At 67.6% G+C, this 15,870-nt stretch carries 16 protein-coding genes; 10 read left to right on the plus strand and 6 right to left on the minus strand.

Going from position 1 to position 15,870, the window contains the following annotated elements; translation table 11 throughout:
- Positions 1-84: 84 nt before the first annotated feature.
- From CSW62_RS14475 to CSW62_RS14495, 5 genes are read left to right on the plus strand one after another with little or no spacing between them, the layout of a single operon-like run.
- Positions 85-1,584, plus strand: a complete 1,500-nt coding sequence (locus tag CSW62_RS14475) for an NAD(P)/FAD-dependent oxidoreductase (protein ID WP_099578922.1) — start codon at positions 85-87, stop codon at positions 1,582-1,584.
- 57 nt (positions 1,585-1,641) lie between these two features.
- Complete coding sequence (hemB, locus tag CSW62_RS14480) at positions 1,642-2,643, plus strand: porphobilinogen synthase (RefSeq protein ID WP_099578924.1); 1,002 nt, start codon at positions 1,642-1,644, stop codon at positions 2,641-2,643.
- A gap of 1 nt (position 2,644) precedes the next feature.
- Positions 2,645-3,508, plus strand: coding sequence for an AraC family transcriptional regulator (locus CSW62_RS14485; protein ID WP_099578926.1), 864 nt, complete (start codon positions 2,645-2,647; stop codon positions 3,506-3,508).
- 30 nt (positions 3,509-3,538) lie between these two features.
- Positions 3,539-4,624 (plus strand): serine hydrolase, encoded by a 1,086-nt coding sequence (locus CSW62_RS14490; protein WP_099578928.1) that lies wholly within the window; start codon positions 3,539-3,541, stop codon positions 4,622-4,624.
- A gap of 36 nt (positions 4,625-4,660) precedes the next feature.
- The gene (locus tag CSW62_RS14495; protein WP_099578930.1) at positions 4,661-5,053 is read left to right on the plus strand and encodes an NUDIX domain-containing protein; all 393 of its coding nucleotides are present in this window, start codon (positions 4,661-4,663) and stop codon (positions 5,051-5,053) included.
- On the opposite strand, the gene CSW62_RS14500 is transcribed toward CSW62_RS14495, so the two are convergent.
- Positions 5,050-5,655, minus strand: a complete 606-nt coding sequence (locus tag CSW62_RS14500; RefSeq protein WP_199170607.1) for a TetR/AcrR family transcriptional regulator — start codon at positions 5,653-5,655, stop codon at positions 5,050-5,052. The genes CSW62_RS14495 and CSW62_RS14500 overlap by 4 nt on opposite strands.
- A 73-nt stretch (positions 5,656-5,728) precedes the next feature.
- Between CSW62_RS14500 and CSW62_RS14505 the strand changes: the two genes are divergently transcribed.
- Entirely contained in the window at positions 5,729-6,586 is an 858-nt protein-coding gene (locus CSW62_RS14505; protein ID WP_099578934.1) for a metal-dependent hydrolase, read from the plus strand.
- 47 nt (positions 6,587-6,633) lie between these two features.
- Positions 6,634-6,960, plus strand: coding sequence for a GIY-YIG nuclease family protein (locus CSW62_RS14510; protein WP_099578936.1), 327 nt, complete (start codon positions 6,634-6,636; stop codon positions 6,958-6,960).
- 156 nt (positions 6,961-7,116) lie between these two features.
- Here the strand turns inward: CSW62_RS14510 and glyS are convergent, their stop codons facing one another.
- From glyS to CSW62_RS14530, 3 genes are all read right to left on the minus strand, one after another.
- Positions 7,117-9,225 carry a glycine--tRNA ligase subunit beta gene (glyS, locus tag CSW62_RS14515; RefSeq protein ID WP_099578938.1) on the minus strand — a complete coding sequence of 703 codons (2,109 nt, stop codon included), beginning with the start codon at positions 9,223-9,225 and terminating at the stop codon, positions 7,117-7,119.
- A gap of 6 nt (positions 9,226-9,231) precedes the next feature.
- Positions 9,232-10,131 (minus strand): glycine--tRNA ligase subunit alpha, encoded by a 900-nt coding sequence (locus CSW62_RS14520; protein WP_099578940.1) that lies wholly within the window; start codon positions 10,129-10,131, stop codon positions 9,232-9,234.
- Positions 10,132-10,216: 85 nt separating this feature from the next.
- Complete coding sequence (locus tag CSW62_RS14530) at positions 10,217-11,140, minus strand: fasciclin domain-containing protein (protein ID WP_099578942.1); 924 nt, start codon at positions 11,138-11,140, stop codon at positions 10,217-10,219.
- A gap of 386 nt (positions 11,141-11,526) precedes the next feature.
- On the opposite strand from CSW62_RS14530, the gene CSW62_RS14535 reads away from it, so the two are divergent.
- The 3 genes from CSW62_RS14535 (at position 11,527) to CSW62_RS14545 (ending at position 14,344) form a co-directional block, all read left to right on the plus strand.
- Positions 11,527-11,865 (plus strand): P-II family nitrogen regulator, encoded by a 339-nt coding sequence (locus CSW62_RS14535; RefSeq protein WP_004623580.1) that lies wholly within the window; start codon positions 11,527-11,529, stop codon positions 11,863-11,865.
- Between the two features lie 26 nt (positions 11,866-11,891).
- Positions 11,892-13,421: an ammonium transporter gene (locus tag CSW62_RS14540; protein ID WP_099578944.1), complete on the plus strand. Its 1,530-nt coding sequence runs from the start codon at positions 11,892-11,894 to the stop codon at positions 13,419-13,421.
- Between the two features lie 119 nt (positions 13,422-13,540).
- On the plus strand, positions 13,541-14,344 hold the full coding sequence (locus CSW62_RS14545; protein ID WP_099578946.1) for a lipid II flippase Amj family protein: 804 nt from the start codon (positions 13,541-13,543) through the stop codon (positions 14,342-14,344).
- Here the strand turns inward: CSW62_RS14545 and CSW62_RS14550 are convergent.
- Both CSW62_RS14550 and CSW62_RS14555 read right to left on the minus strand, forming a co-directional pair.
- Positions 14,341-14,976: a peptidylprolyl isomerase gene (locus tag CSW62_RS14550; protein WP_099582309.1), complete on the minus strand. Its 636-nt coding sequence runs from the start codon at positions 14,974-14,976 to the stop codon at positions 14,341-14,343. The two genes, CSW62_RS14545 and CSW62_RS14550, sit on opposite strands and share 4 nt — an antisense overlap.
- 10 nt (positions 14,977-14,986) lie before the next feature.
- Positions 14,987-15,859 carry a 4-(cytidine 5'-diphospho)-2-C-methyl-D-erythritol kinase gene (locus CSW62_RS14555; RefSeq protein ID WP_099578948.1) on the minus strand — a complete coding sequence of 291 codons (873 nt, stop codon included), beginning with the start codon at positions 15,857-15,859 and terminating at the stop codon, positions 14,987-14,989.
- Positions 15,860-15,870: the final 11 nt, after the last annotated feature.

Genomic DNA, 15,870 nt, shown 5'->3' on the forward strand with positions numbered 1-15,870 from the left:
ACTCTAAGTGTACGTTGATAACCCAGGCGTCCGAAGAGACGCCGGGCAACTTGGCCGCCTGTCGGCCAGCACGGGAGGAACGGCATGACCGAAGCGGCGACGCTTTCCGGGACCGCGCCAGGAGCGGCGGTACAGCATTTCGACGTGCTCATCGTGGGCGCGGGCATTTCCGGGATCGGAAGCGCCTACCACCTCGGCGCGCAAAGACCGGGCACGACCTTCACGGTGCTGGAGGCGCTCGAGAGTTTTGGCGGCACCTGGCTTACGCACACCTACCCCGGCATCCGCTCGGACAGCGATCTCTACACCTTCGGCTATCGCTTCAAGCCCTGGGTCGGCCCGCCGATCGCCACCGCCGCGGAAATTCTCGACTACATGGGCGAAGTGATCGCCGAGAACGACCTGGCGCGCCACATCCGCTATCGGCGACGGATCGCCTCGGCCAGTTGGTCGTCCGCCGACAAGCTCTGGACGCTGGAGGTGACCGGTCCGGACGGCGCCGAGCGCTACACCACCAACTTCCTGTGGATGTGCCAGGGCTATTACCGTCACGCGGTGGGCTATACGCCCGACTGGCCGGGCATGTCCGACTACAAGGGCCGGATCGTGCATCCGCAAACCTGGCCCGACGACCTAGACCTGAAGAACAAGCGGGTGGTGGTGATCGGATCGGGCGCGACGGCCGCGACCCTGGTTCCCAACATCGCCGGCGACTGCGCCCATGTCACCGTGCTGCAGCGCTCGCCGACCTACTTCGTGCCTGGCCGCAACGAGAACGAGTTGGCCAACACCCTGCGCCAACTGGAGATCGACGAGACCTGGATCCACGAGATCGTGCGCCGCAAGGTGCTGTTCGATCAGAACGAATTCACCCGGCGCTCGCTTGAGGAGCCCGAGGTGGTCAAGGCCGAGCTGCTGGAGGGCGTGAAGGCGTTCCTGGGTCCGGACTCCGACATTCAGACCCATTTCACGCCGCGCTATCGTCCCTGGCGGCAGCGCATCGCCTTCGTGCCCGACGGCGACCTCTTCCAGGGGATCGCCTCCGGCAAGGCCTCGGTCGTGACCGACGAGATCGACCGCTTCACCGAGACGGGCCTGCTGCTCAAGTCCGGCGAGACGCTGGACGCGGATGTCGTCGTCACGGCGACGGGCTTCGACCTCAGCGTCCTGGGCGACATCGCGTTCGCGGTGGACGGCAAGCCGCTCGACTTCGGCAAGACGGTCACCTACCGCGGCATGATGTTCACGGGCCTGCCGAACCTCGTCTGGGTCTTCGGCTATTTCCGGGCCAGCTGGACCCTGCGCGCCGACCTGATCGGCGACTTCGTCTGCCGCCTGCTCGCCCACATGGCGGCGAAAGGCGCGCGACAGGTCGAGGTCGCCCTGCGGCCGCAGGACGACGACATGAAGATCGGGAGCTGGATGGATCCGGAGGACTTCAATCCCGGCTATCTGATGCGGAACATGCATCTGCTGCCCAAGGCGGGCGACAAGCCGGAGTGGCGGCACACCCAGGACTACTGGACCGAGAAGGACCTCTTCCCGACTCTCGACCTGGACGATCCGGCGTTCCGCTATTCTTGAGCCTCTTAAGGGCCCCATGAACTTGCCTAGAGGGGCGGCGCGGTCCAAATCAACGCCATGACCGTTCCGTCCCTCGCCCCCTACCCCGCCACCCGCCTGCGTCGCGTGCGTCAGGCCGACTGGACCCGCCGCCTCGTCCGCGAGACCGAGGTCCGACCGTCGGACCTGATCTGGTCGATGGTGGTGCACGAGGGCGAAGGCGTGATCCCAGTGGCCTCGATGCCGGGCGTCGAGCGCCTCTCCGTCAAGGAGGCCGCCAAGGCCGCTGTCCGCGCCCGCGACCTCGGCATCCCGGCCATCGCCATCTTCCCGCACATCGACGGCTCACGGAAGGATGCGAGCGGCTCGATCGCCGCCGATCCGGACGGCGTCATTCCGCGCGCCGTCAAGGCTATGAAGGACGCCGCCCCCGAGGTCGGCATCATGTGCGACGTCGCCCTGGACCCGTTCACCGACCATGGCCACGACGGCGTGATCGAAGGCGGCAGGATTCTCAACGACCCGACCATCGAGCGCCTGATCGAACAGGGCCTGATGCAGGCGGAAGCCGGCGCCGACATCCTGGCGCCGTCCGACATGATGGACGGCCGCATCGGCAAGCTGCGCGCGGCGCTGGAAGGCGCGAACTTCCAGGACACGATGATCATGTCCTACGCCGCCAAGTACGCCTCGGCCTTCTACGGCCCGTACCGCGACGCCATCGGCTCGGCGAAACTCGCGGGCGGCCAGGGAGACAAGAAGACCTACCAGATGGACCCCGCCAACACCGAGGAAGCCCTCCGCGAGGTCGCGCTCGACATCGCCGAGGGCGCCGACATGGTCATGGTCAAGCCGGGCATGCCATATCTGGACATCTTGCGCCGCCTGGTCGACGAATTCCGCATGCCGACCTACGCCTTCCAGGTGTCGGGCGAGTACGCGATGATCATGGCCGCCGCCCAGAACGGCTGGATCGATCACGACCGCGCCATCCTCGAAAGCCTGACCGCCTTCAAGCGGGCCGGCGCGGCGGGCGTCATCACCTATTTCGCCCCCTGGGCCGCCGAGAAGCTGGGTTAGGATGGCCTCGTCGAGAACCGCCTTCAGCCAAGGCCGGTTCTACGGCGCGCCCACCGTCGAGCGTCAGCTGCCCGGCGTACGTCTCGCGCACTTGGAGGCCACCAAGCGCGCCGAGCATGTCGACGAGCACAGCCACGACGACGCCCACTTCGTGCTGGCCACTCATGGCCGCTACCTGACCACCGCCGCCGGCCCCGAGACCGAGGGGCCGGTGCTGGTCTTCAACCCGCCGGGCGTCGTCCACCGCGACCGCTTCGTGGATGTCGGCGGCTACTTCCTGGCCGTCAGCTTCGCCCCCACCGACTGGCGCACCCTGGCCGACGCCGGACGCGGCGCGGCGATCGACGCCCTGCGGCTGACCGGACCCGCCGCCCGCCGCGCGGCCCTGCGCCTGACCCGCTCGCTGCTGGCCCGCGACGCCGAGACACTGTCACTGGAAGGCCTGAGCCTGGAGCTGGCCGCCCAGGCCCTGACGCCAGCCTCGGACGGCGACAAGCGCCCCCCGTGGCTGGACCGCGCCGAGACCTATCTGGCGGATGCGTTCGACCAGCCGATCAGCGTCGCGGATCTGGCCGAGATCGCCGGGGTGCATCCGGTCCACCTGGCGCGCGGCTATCGCCGCTGGCTAGGCGCGGCGCCCGGCGACCGACTGCGCACGCGCCGGCTGGAGCGGGCCGCCGACCTGCTGATGCGCGGTCGCGACCCGATCGGCGAGATCGCCCTGGCCTCCGGCTTCTGCGACCAGAGCCACCTTAATCGCCAGTTCCTCAAGGCCTATGGCGTCACGCCCGGTGAGTTCGCCCGGCTGTGTGGTCGCCGGCCGGGTGTTGCAAGCGTCCAAGACGAGGCGGCCGACGCGGCCTAGACGGCAGAGGTTCCTTTTGGAGTTCCCGCCTTGAAAGCCTTCGCGTTCGCCGCCGCCCTCGTACTGGCGCCCCTCTCAGTTCACGCCGCCGACTGGCCCACGGCCGCGCCCGCCGCCGAAGGCCTTTCCGCCGCTAAACTCGAAGCAATGTCGGCCGCGATCAAGGCCGGCCAGTTCCAGCAGATCACCAGCGTCCTGATCGCCCGCCACGGCAAGCTTGTGTTCGAGGCCTATTACGACGCCGATCAAAAGGACGGCGGTCCCGAGGCGCGGCGTAATACCCGCTCCGCCACCAAGACCGTCACCGCCATGCTGGCCGGGGCCGCGATCGCGCGCGGCGCCCTGCCCAGCGTCAATGCTCCCATCAAGGCCTATCTGAAGGGCCGCCCGCCGGTGGCCAATCCCGACCCGCGCAAGGACAAGGTCACGGTCGAGGACCTGCTGACCATGAGCTCCATCGCCGAGTGCGATGACGACAACGAGTTCTCGCGCGGCAACGAAGAGCGGATGTACCTGATCGAGGATTGGGTCGGCTTCTACCTCGACCTGCCGGTGCGCGGCTTCCCGGACTGGATGCCCAAGCCGGAGGCCTCGCCCTATGGCCGGAGCTTCAGCTACTGCACCGCCGGCGTGACCACGCTGGGCGCGGTGATCCAGAGCGCGGTGAAAAGGCCCCTGCCCGACTTCGCCGACGAGGCGCTGTTCAAGCCCCTCGGGATCGAGAACCCGCACTGGCAAAAGTCGCCGCTGGGTCTGGCCCAGGGCGGCGGCGGCCTGGGCCTGCGCAGCCGTGACCTGCTGAAGCTGGGCCAGCTCTACGCCAATGGCGGCCAGTGGGACGGCAAGCAGGTGCTGCCGGCCGACTTCGTGAAAGCCGCTGTCGCGCCGCACGCCAATGCCCGCGAGAACACCGACTACGGCTATCTGATCTGGCTGCAGACCTTTGCCGGCCACAAGGCCTGGACGATGAGCGGCACGGGCGGCCAGAAGGTCGCCGTGGTGCCGGATCTCGATCTGGTCGCCGTGATCACCACCACCAACTTCGGTGTCCGCCAGCCGCACGTCATCGCCGAAAAGCTGCTGACCGAGCATGTCCTGGCGGCGGTCGAGAAGTAGCGACGCGAATCTGGAGGGCGCGGCTATCCTGCCGGGATGAGCCGCGTCCTCGACATCGTCACCGCCGTGATCCGCGACCAGGACGGCCGCATGCTGCTGGTCCGCAAGCGCGGCACGACCGCCTTCATGAAGCCCGGCGGCAAGCGCGACGCCGGCGAGGACGACCTGACCACCCTGGCCCGCGAACTCAATGAGGAGCTGGGCTGCGGCCTGGTCCACGCCGAACTGCTGGGCCATTTCTCGGCCCCGGCCGCCAATGAGGCCGGCTTCACCGTCCAGTCGGCGACCTATCTGGCGACGGTCGAGGGCGCGATCGCCGCGCGGGCCGAGATCGAGGAACTGGCCTGGATCGACCCCGCCGCGCCGGGCGAGCTGCGCCTCGCGCCCTTGCTGACCGAGCAGGTCCTGCCCGCGCTGCTCCGCGCCTAGGCCTTGCTGCCCATGGCGGTGATCCGCCCCGCGACCATCTCCAGCGCCAGCTCGCGCGCCCGCTCAGACGGACGCCCCAGCAGTTCGCTGAGCGTCGGCCCGAACAGGCCCACCCCGATCGCCAGCACGATGTTCAGCAGGATGAAGTCGATGATCTTCTCGCGCTCGACCCCGACGTCGCGGGCCAGCCGGGTCTGAACCACCTCGTCGACGACCTCGCGCACCAGGGTCATGCGCCGCCCTTCCCCGGTCAGCTCCAGCCACGCCGCCAGCCGCGCCACGCCCTTGGCCTCGAAGGCGTCGAACAGCGCCTGGGCGCCGAAGCCGGGCGAGGCGCCCTGTTCGTTGAAGCCGACGATGATCTTGTCGGCCAGTTGCCGGATCATCCGCTCCATCAGCGCCGTCTCGACTCCGGCGATCGAGCCGAAATGGTGGATGACATTGGCGTGGACCACCCCGGCGGCCTTGGCGACATCCGCCAGCTTGATGGCCTGAGGGCCGTGCTCGACCAGCAGGACTTCGGCGGCGGCGAGGATGTTCTCGCGCGCGGCCTCGGGCGTCCGGCGCACGCGCGTCTTCGGGGCTGAAGCCTCTATTGACATTTTTGTCAGTACAACTCACTCTGCGCCCATCGAGAGGCTTAGACAGCCCTAAACCGGCGGAGCGCATAACGCCATGATCGACACCCAAACCCCTCAGACGAAGTCCACCCCGGCCGAACTGGACGTCACCCCGCGCGACATCCGCTTCGACTTGACAGAGGCCCAGAAGGGCCACTGGCTGGGCGGCGATCCCGTCGGCACGGCGGTGTTCAACGCCCTGTCCCTGACCTTCCCGGACGGCGAGCGCCTGTTCATGGACGCGGTGCGCAACTACCGCCACTTGCTGACCGGCAAGCTGCTGGACGACGCCCGGAACTTCATCGCCCAGGAAGCCATCCACTCGCGCGAACACCATCAGCTGAACAGCCTGATCGACCGCGACCGCTACCCGGTCGCCGAGATCGAGGAGACCGTCCGCGGCCGCGTGAAGATGGCCCGCGAGCGCGGCAAGATGGCCATGCTGCTGTCGACCATCGCCCTGGAGCACTTCACGGCGATGATGGCCGAGATGCACGTGCGCCATCAGGACCTGTTCGACAACGCCCATCCCGAGGTCGAAAAGCTGTGGCGCTGGCACGCCATGGAAGAGACCGAGCACAAGGCCGTCGCCTACGACGTCTTCATGGTCGCGACCAAGGACTGGTCGCCGCGTCGCCGTTACATGATGCGCTGCCGGGCGATGTTCTTCGTGACCATCATGTTCACCCGCAACATCAGCCGCTACGCCGCCCGCCTGCTGGAGGCCGACGGCTATTCGCCCAAGGCGGCGCTGAAGGCGGTCAGTGCGTACGTGTGGGGCAATCCCGGCATCTTCCGTCGAGGCTGGAAGACCTACTTCGCCTGGTACCGCCCCGGCTTCCACCCCTGGGACCAGGACGACCGCGCGGCGTTCGCTGGGTGGAAGGCGGAGTTCGACGCGGCGGCGGCTTAACTCGACCCATAGTTGATTTACTGCGAGCCATGCCTCAGCTTTGGGGCATGGTGCCGCGCGACGCTTCCATCGCCGTCTACATGATGGCCAACAAGCCCTACGGCACGCTCTACATCGGCGTGACGAGCCTGTTTGAGGCGAGGATCGTTCAGCATCGCGAGAAGCTGATCAAAGGCTTCACCCAGAAATACGGACTCACGCGGCTCGTCTGGTACGAGACCCATGAAGACATGACCGTCGCCATCCATCGCGAGAAGCGGCTGAAGGAATGGCCCAGGCAGTGGAAGATCAATCTGATCGAGCAGGACAACCCGCGCTGGGATGACCTCTATGATCAGGTGCTGAACTGGACGCCCGTACCGCGCCAGTTTTAGCCCCCAACCAACTCCGTCATCCCGCGCTTTATGCGCGGGACCCATGGTTCAGCTTCCGCGTGAGAGCCTAGGCCCGCACTTCACTTGCGGCGGGCAAATGGGTCCCGCGCATAAAGCGCGGGATGACGGTGCTTGTTGTTGGAATGGAGCTAAAAGCTACCCCGCAATCAACCCGAAGTCCGCCACCCTACCCATTTCATCCCGCACCGCCGCCAGGGTCCGCAGGCGGTTGTCGCGGTGCTCGGGTTCGTTGACGAAGACGCCGTCGAGATAGGCGTCGACCGGGCCGCGCAGCTCGGCCAGCTGGGTCATGGCGCCGGTGAAGTCCTCGGCGTCCAGGGCGTCCTTCAGCGGCTTGGCCAGCAGGCGCAGGGCGTTGTAGAGGCCCACCTCGGCGTCGCTGTCGGCGGCGGGTTCCTCGGGAGCCCCGACCGGCAGAGCGCCCTTCTTCTCCTCGGCCTTGAGGATGTTGGAGGCGCGCTTGTAGCCGGCCATCAGGCTCTTACCGTCGTCGGTCTTCAGGAAGCCGTCCAGCGCCTCGACCCGCGCGACGATCCGCGCCAGGTCGTCGTCGCCCAGGGCGAAGACGGCGTCGACAAGGTCGTGGCGCTTGCCTTGGTCGCGGAGGGTGACCTTCAGGCGGTCGGCGAAGAAGGCGATCAGGTCGATAACAACGGTCGGATTGAGCGGCACCGGGCGGCCGTTTTGCAAACCGCCCTTGTCATCCACGTCAAAGAGCGTGCGATCGCCATTCGCCGCTTCATGCGTCCGCTCGTGAGCGGGCTTCAAGACCTGAGACAGCGGGAAGCGCTTGTTAGATTCCAGGATGATCCGGATCACGCCCAGCGCCGCGCGACGAAGGGCATAGGGATCCTTCGAGCCTGTGGGCTTCTCATCGATCGCGAAGAAGCCCACCAGCGTGTCCAGCTTATCCGCCAGCGCCACAGCCACGCTCACCGGCGCGGTCGGCACAGCATCCGAGGGGCCTTGCGGCTTGTAGTGGTCGCGCACAGCGTCAGCGATCTCGCCGTCCAGGCCGAAGGTGCGGGCGTAGTAGCCGCCCATGATGCCTTGCAGCTCAGGGAACTCGCCGACCATCTGCGAGGCGAGGTCCGCCTTGGCGAGGCGCGCGGCTTCCTTGGTCTTTTCGACATCGGCGCCGACCAGCGGGGCGATCTCGCCGGCCAGGGCGACGATGCGCTCGACGCGCTGGGCCATCGTGCCCAGCTTGGCGTGGAAGGTGACGCCGTTCAGCTTTTCCAGCCACGGCTCGAAGCCGACCTTGACGTCCTCGTCCCAGAAGAAGCGAGCGTCGGACAGGCGCGAGGACAGCACCTTGGCGTTGCCGGCCGCGATCACCGCGCCGCCGTCGGCCGCCTGGATGTTGGCGATGGTGATGAAGTGCGGGGCCAGGCCCTCTTCCCCGGCCTTGCGGACGGCGAAGTACTTCTGGTGCGTGCGCATCGAGGTGCGGATCACCTCGGGCGGCAGGCTGAGGAACACCGGGTCCATGTCGCCCAGCACCGGGGTGGGCCATTCAGCCAGGCCGGCGACTTCTTCCAGCAGGCCCTGGTCCTCGACCAGTTCCAGGTGACGCGCGAAGCACAGGGTCTTGCAGCCTTCGAGGATGCGCTGCTTGCGCTCCTCGACGTCGAGCACGACGTAGTGGGCTTCCAGACCGGCCGCGTATTCGTCGAAGTCACGCGCCACGAATGGCTGGGCGTCGCCCATGAAGCGGTGGCCCTCGGAGATGTCCCCGCTCGGGATGCCCTCGATGGCGAACGGCACGACCTCGCGGTCGAGCACGCACAGGATGCGCTTGAGCGGACGCACCCAGCGCAGCTTCTTGGTTCCCCAGATCATCGACTTGGGCCAAGGGAAGCCGCGAACGATCGCCTCGACCATCTCGGCGACGATCTCCGGCGTCGGGCGGCCCTTCTTCTCGATGAAGGCCATGTAGACGCCGTCGCGCTCTACCAGCTGGTCCTGGGTCAGGCCGGCCTTGCGCAGGAAGCCTTCCATGGCTTGCGGCGGGGCGCCGACGCGGGGGCCTTTCAGCTCTTCCTTGCGGTCGGCCTGGGCTAGCGGCAGGCCTTCGACCACCAGGGTCAGGCGGCGAGGGCCGGCGAAGGTCTTCAGCGCCTCGGGCAGGAAGCCGGCGGCGGCCAGGTGCTCGCGCGCCATGCGCTCCAGGTCCTTGGCGGCCTGGGCCTGCATACGGGCGGGGATCTCTTCCGAGAACAGTTCGAGGAGAAGTTGGGGCATCGTGACTTACGCGGCTTCCTGCTGATCGACCCAGGCGTTGGCGCACAGCTTACAAAGGTCGCGGATGCGGCCGATGTAGCTGGCGCGCTCGGCGACGGCGATCGCGCCGCGGGCGTTCATCAGGTTGAAAAGGTGGCTGGCCTTGAGGACCATATCGTAGGCGGGCAGCACCAGGGCCTTGCCCTGGTACGAGCGGGCCAGCATCAGCGGCACCTGCTCTTCCATCTGCTCGAACTGCTGCTTGAGCACGGCGACGTCATAGCCGTGGAAGTTGGCTTCCGACTGCTGGCGCTCGTTCTCCAGGAACACGTCGCCATAGGTCGTCGCGCCCAGCGGCGAGTCCGGGTCGTTGAACGGCAGGTCATAGACGTTGTCGACGCCGAACACGTACATGGCCAGGCGTTCCAGGCCATAGGTCAGCTCGCCAGCCACCGGCGAGACGTCCAGGCCGCCGACCTGCTGGAAGTAGGTGTACTGGCTGACTTCCATGCCATCGCACCAGACTTCCCAGCCCAGGCCCCAGGCCCCGACGGTCGGGTTCTCCCAGTCGTCCTCGACGAAGCGGATGTCGTGGGTGCGCAGGTCCAGGCCGATCGCTTCCAGCGAGCCGAGATACAGGTCCTGCATGTTCTCGGGGTTCGGCTTCAGGATCACCTGGTACTGGTAATAGTGCTGCAGGCGGTTGGGGTTCTCGCCATAGCGCCCGTCGCCCGGACGGCGCGAGGGCTGCACATAGGCCGCGTTCCAGGGCTTGGGACCCAGGGCGCGCAGGACCGTAGCGGGGTGCAGGGTCCCCGCCCCCACTTCCACGTCATGCGGCTGCAGGATGATACAGCCCTGCCGGCTCCAATAGTCATGGAGCGTCAGGATCAGGCTTTGGAAGGACTTGGGTTTTTCGCGCGACATGTATCGAAGCAGGCCTAGAAAAAAGTCGGCGGACCATAGGGCCCGCCGACTGCTGCTTCAAGCGAAGTCCGAGGCTGTGGAAGCCTTAGTTGCCCTTAGGGACCGTACGCTTGCCGGCGTTCGAGTCCGGCTTGCCGTACTTGGCGCGGTTGGCGACGGTGTCGGCGACCGGCGGGTTGGACACCACATTGGCGTCACCGGCCTTCAGCGAGGCCTGGGCCTCCGGCGACTGCGACGACACCGGCACGACGCCCGAGGTGTTCACGCCAGCGTCCGGCGCCGCCGTGGCCGCCGGCATGGCGGGGCTGGCGGCCGGGTCGGAGGCCATGTCCGTGGTGGTGGTCGGAGTCGGCACGGACTGGGCGGGATCAGCCGACATCGCCTGACCGGCCGGAGCCATCTGCTCGTTGGCGGCCACCTGCATCGTCGCATTGGCGTCGGTCGCCGAGGCGGCGGCCTGCAGGCCGGGGACGTCCTTAGGGATCAGCACCTTGTCGACCACGTGCAGCACGCCGTTGGTGGCCATCACGTCGGTCTGGGTGATCGTGGCGGTGTCGACCATCGGCGCCGCGCCCGAGCCGTCCAGCAGCAGCGGCGAGCCCTCGACGCTCTTCACTTCGCCCTTGGAGCCCTTGATCTTGGTGGAGTCCACCTTGGCGTTGATCAGGTGATAGGTCAGCACCTTCTGCAGCATCGGCCCGTTTTCGGGCAACATTAGCTTGTCCAGCTCACCGGCCGGCAGGGCGGCAAACGCCGCGTCGGTCGGGGCGAACAGGGTCAGGTTCTGGTTGGTCTTCAGGACGCTGGTCAGGTTCACGGCGCCGACCGCCTTCAGGAAGGTGGTGAACTGGCCCGAAGCCTCGGCGGTCTGGATCAGGTCGCCCTTGGCGACGACGGGCGAGGACGCGGCCGGCGCTGGCGCGGCGGGCGCCGCGGCGTCCTGGGCATGGGCGAATCCGGTCATCAGGGCGACCGCGGCGGCGGCGGTCAGAAGACGCTGAGTAATCATGATCGAGTTCCTCTCGGTTCGAGCGGAGTACGCCCGGACCGGGGAGTCGGTTCCGTAATCACGGGCACGTGATCACTCGAACGGAGCGGTTAGGATCCTCGAAAACCGGGACAAGCTCGCCAGCGGCGCCGAAGCCTCTCGTCAGGACGCATCGCCGGTTTTTGACGCATCGGCTGCAGAGTCTGCCAAGAATTTAGGCGCCTTGCCTATTTCCTTTCCAAAACCTTGCCCATGCCACCCGTCACGGAACCGTCGCCGATAGCGTAGCCAGGCCGGGGAACGATGCAGCGCGTGAAGGCGGCGTCGGCGGTGATTTCCGGGGGCGAGAACGCTTCCGAACAACCAAGCAAAGCAAGCCCGTAGCTCAACGGGTCGGAGCAAGGCGGATGAAACTGATCATAGCGGTCGTCAAACCCTTCAAGCTGGACGAGGTGCGCGAAGCGCTCGTCGCCGCCGGCGTCGAAGGTCTGACGGTTTCGGAAGTGAAGGGCTACGGCCGTCAGAAAGGGCAGACCGAGATCTACCGGGGCGCCGAGTACCAGGTGAATTTCGTGCCGAAAGTGAAGCTGGAAGCGGTCGTCGACGACGCGTCCGCCGCCAAGGCCGTCGAAGCCGTCAAGGCCGCCGCGGCCACCGGCAAGATCGGCGACGGCAAGATCTTCGTCCTGAACGTCGAAGAAGCCGTCCGCATCCGCACCGGCGAAACCGGCTCGGCCGCTCTGTAACGCATCGGGAAAAGGGGATACCGACGATGAAACTCACCTTCAAACCGCTGGCCGGGCTGTTGCTCGCCGCGACCCTGGCGGGGGCTCCGCTGGGCGCCACCGCCTTCGCCCAGGAGGCCGCGCCCGCGCCGGCCGCCGCCATGACCGCCGCCGCGCCCGCCGAGGCCGCGCCCGCCGCCACGCCGGCTCCCGCCCCGGCCGCCGCGCCCACCATCGTCGACAAGAACGACAAGGGTGACAACGCGTGGATGCTGACGTCCTCGCTGCTGGTCCTGCTGATGATCATCCCGGGCCTGGCCCTGTTCTACGGCGGCCTGGTCCGCACCAAGAACATGCTGTCGGTGATGATGCAGGTCTCGACCGTCGCCATCATCGGCTTCGTCGCCTGGGTGCTGTGGGGCTATAGCTTCGCCTTCACCGACGGCGGCAGCTGGGACACCTTCGTGGGCGGCCTCGGTCGTCTCTTCCTGAAGGACGTGACCCCGGCCAGCAACGTCGCGACGTTCTCGACCGGCGTGGTGATCCCCGAGTTCACCTTCATCTCGTTCCAGTCGACCTTCGCGGCCATCACCGCCGCCCTCGTGGTCGGTTCGCTGGTCGAGCGCATGAAGTTCGCCGCCATCGTCGCCTTCGCCGTCCTGTGGCCGCTGCTGTCGTACTATCCGATGGCGCACATGGTCTGGTGGTGGCCGGGTCCTGACGCGATCGCGCTCGCCCCGACCGCTCCGATCAAGTCGGGCCTGATCTGGGGCTTCGGCGCCCTGGACTTCGCCGGCGGCACCGTCGTCCACATCAACGCTGGTATCGCTGCTCTCGTCGGCGCCCTGATCCTCGGCAAGCGCCAAGGCTACGGCAAGGAGCCGATGCCCCCGCACTCGCTGACCCTGACCCTGGTCGGCGCCGGCCTGCTGTGGGTGGGCTGGTTCGGCTTCAACGCCGGCTCCAACCTCGAGTCGAACGGCTACGCCTCGCTGGCCATGATCAACACCTTCGTCGCCACCGCCGCCGCCGGTCTGTCGTGGATCGTCGTCGAGTGGGTCACCCGCAAGAAGCCGTCGGCCCTGGGCCTGGCCTCGGGCATCGTCGCCGGCCTCGTCGCCGTCACCCCGGCCGCCGGCTTCGCCGGTCCGATGGGCTCGGTGATCCTGGGTCTGGTCGTCTCGCCGATCTGCATCTTCTTCTGCTCGGTCGTGAAGAACGCCTTCAAGTATGACGACAGCCTGGACGCCTTCGGCATCCACGGCATCGGCGGCATTGTCGGCGCCATCGGCACCGGCCTGCTGGTCAACCCCGCCTGGGGCGGCGCCGGCATCGTCGACTACACGAGCTGCGCCAAGGACGGCGACCTCTCGACCTGCGACAACGCCGTCTACAGCCTGGGCACGCAAGTGATCGCCCAACTGAAGGCCGTCGGCGTCACGGTCGTGTGGTCGCTGGTGGCCTCGCTGATCGTCTTCTTCGTGATCAAGCTTGTCATCGGCCTGAAGGCTTCGCCGGAAGCCGAAGAAGAAGGCCTGGACATCTCGGAACACGGCGAACGCGCCTACCACAGCTAAGGCTGGCGTAAGCACCAAGTCGAAGGGCGCGGAGGGCAACCTCCGCGCCCTTTCTGTTTGGCCCTTTCCAAACGGGGAAGCGATCGGCCAAGCTCGCCCTGCCCCGCCTGGAGACCGCCGTGGACGCCCAACTGTTCCTGCTCTGCGTCCTGACCTTCGTGATCCACCTGATCGGAGCCCTGGCCTACGCGGTGCGCATCGCGGGCGTCCGCACGCGTCGGATCGCCATGTCGTTCGCGCTGTTCAACGTGCTGGTGCTGCTGTCGCGCGCCTCGAACGCCTTCCAGGGCCCGTTCCTGTCCAAGCGGATCGAGAGCGACCTGCTGCATGGTACGGGTCAGAACCTGCTGGCCGACTTCCAATGGCTGATGGCCAGCGCCAGCCTGGCGGCGATCATCGGAGCTCTGGCGATCCCGACCGCCCAGCGCCTGTTCACCCGCGCGGTCGCCCACTTCCAGATCCACCGTTCCGTGCCCAAGCTCCTGATGCACGCTTTCGCCAAGGGCGGCGTCGGCTATATCCGCGACGCGGTCGCCCTGCCCTCGCCGCGCCACCTCGACGGGCTGAAGCAGAAGATCGACGTCCCCGCCCGAGTGATCGTGCTGAACGTCCTGGCCCAGGCCCTGCTGACCGTCGGGGTCTTCGCCTCGCTCTACGCCGGCTATCTGGATCCTCAGTTCCGGGTCACGGCCGTCAGTCTGTCCTCGGTGATCAACGGCGTGGCGACGATCCTGCTGTTCGTGCTGATCGACCCGGCCCTGTCGATCATGACCGACGACGTGATGGACGGCCGGGTGAGCGAGCCCGCCTTCCGCCGCGCCGTGGTCTGGTTCGCCGGCAGCCGCGTGGCCGGCACCGTTCTGGCCCAGCTGCTGCTGGTCCCCGCAGCCAGCGCCGTCGTCTTTCTGGCGCGGATGATCTAGAGCCGCCGCGCCGTGACGATCGGCACGACCGGATCGAGCATCTGCCCCTTCATCACCGGATTGATCGCCTCGCCGGGCGTCGGCAAGTTCAGGATCTTGCGAACGATCTCCATGCCCTTGATCACCTGACCGAAGGCGGCGAAGCCGAGGTTGTCGCCGTCCGCCGCCGGATTTGCGTCCAGGTACGGGGCGTCGCCCGCGCAGATGAAGAAGTCGCTGTCGCCGCTGCCCGGCTCGCGTCGCGCCAGGGACAACGTGCCGTCGACGTGGAGCAGGCCCGTCTGGGTGGTCGGTTCGTGGGCGACGGGTTTCAGCACCTTCTTCGGATCGCCGGCCAGGCCGCCTTCGATCAGGCCGTAGTCGACCGAGCCCGGCGCCTTGGCCGCGCGCCAGAAGCTGGCCCCGTCATAGAGCTTGCCGTCGACATACTGGAGGAAGTTGGCCGTGGTCAGCGGCGCCTGTTTGGCCTTCAGGGCGATGATGATGGCGCCCAGACTGGTGTCCAGGCTGACCACGATGTCGCCGGCCCCGGGCACGATCGGCGTCGGGGCCAGGTTCAGGATCTGGGCGTTGGCCAGGCCAGGCGCGGCGACCAGACCCCCAAGGGCGGCGAGAACGTCACGGCGCTTCATGTCCATTTCCTCAACTCAGGCGGCAGCGCCGCACCCACCAGTCGGGGCGCATCGCCTCCAGGCGGTCGACCAGCCCCTCGGCCTCGATGTCGCCGGCGCAGAGGGCGAAACAGGTCGCCCCGGAGCCGGACATCCGGACCAGCAGACTTTCGGGCTCATCACGCAGCATATCCAGCACCTCGCCGATGCGCGGCTCCAGCGCCACGGCCGGCGCCTCCAGGTCGTTGCGGGTGGCGACGGAGAGCCAGGCGGCGACTTCCTCGACGCTTTCCAGGTCGGACGGCATGCACGGGCGCTCGGCGCCGTCAGGATGCACGGCGGCGTCATAGGCGCGATAGACCGCTCCGGTCGGTGACGGGACGCCCGGATTGACCAGCACCGCGTGGAGCTCGGGCAAGGCCGGGGCCGGCGACAGGACCTCCCCTCGCCCTTCGGCCATCAGGGCCGTGGCCCGCAGGCAGGCCGCGCCGTCCGCGCCCAGGCTGGCGGCCAGAGGTTCCAGGTCGTCGTCGGACAGGCCCGGGGCCAGGGCGTCGCGCAACAGCTTCAGGGCCGCGCCCGCGTCGCTGGAGCCGCCGCCCAGCCCAGCCGCGATCGGCAGGTGCTTCTCGAGGATCAGCCGGTACGGCGGGATCGGCCCGCCCAGCTTGGCGTGAAAGGCCCGCGCGGCGCGGACCACCAGGTTGTCGCCGCCGGCCGGGATCGCGCCGCCGAACGGACCCGAGGTCTCGAAGTCGGGGGCGTCGCTGGGCTGGATCATCACCCGGTCGCCGACATCGGCGAAGACCATCAGGCTGGCGATCGGATGATAGCCCTCCGCGTCCGGCCCGCCCACGTGCAGGAAGAGATTGACCTTGGCCGGCGCGAAGGCGGAAAGCCGCATGATCTCTGGAC

This window comes from Caulobacter sp. FWC2, from assembly GCF_002742625.1.
Lineage (GTDB): Bacteria > Pseudomonadota > Alphaproteobacteria > Caulobacterales > Caulobacteraceae > Caulobacter.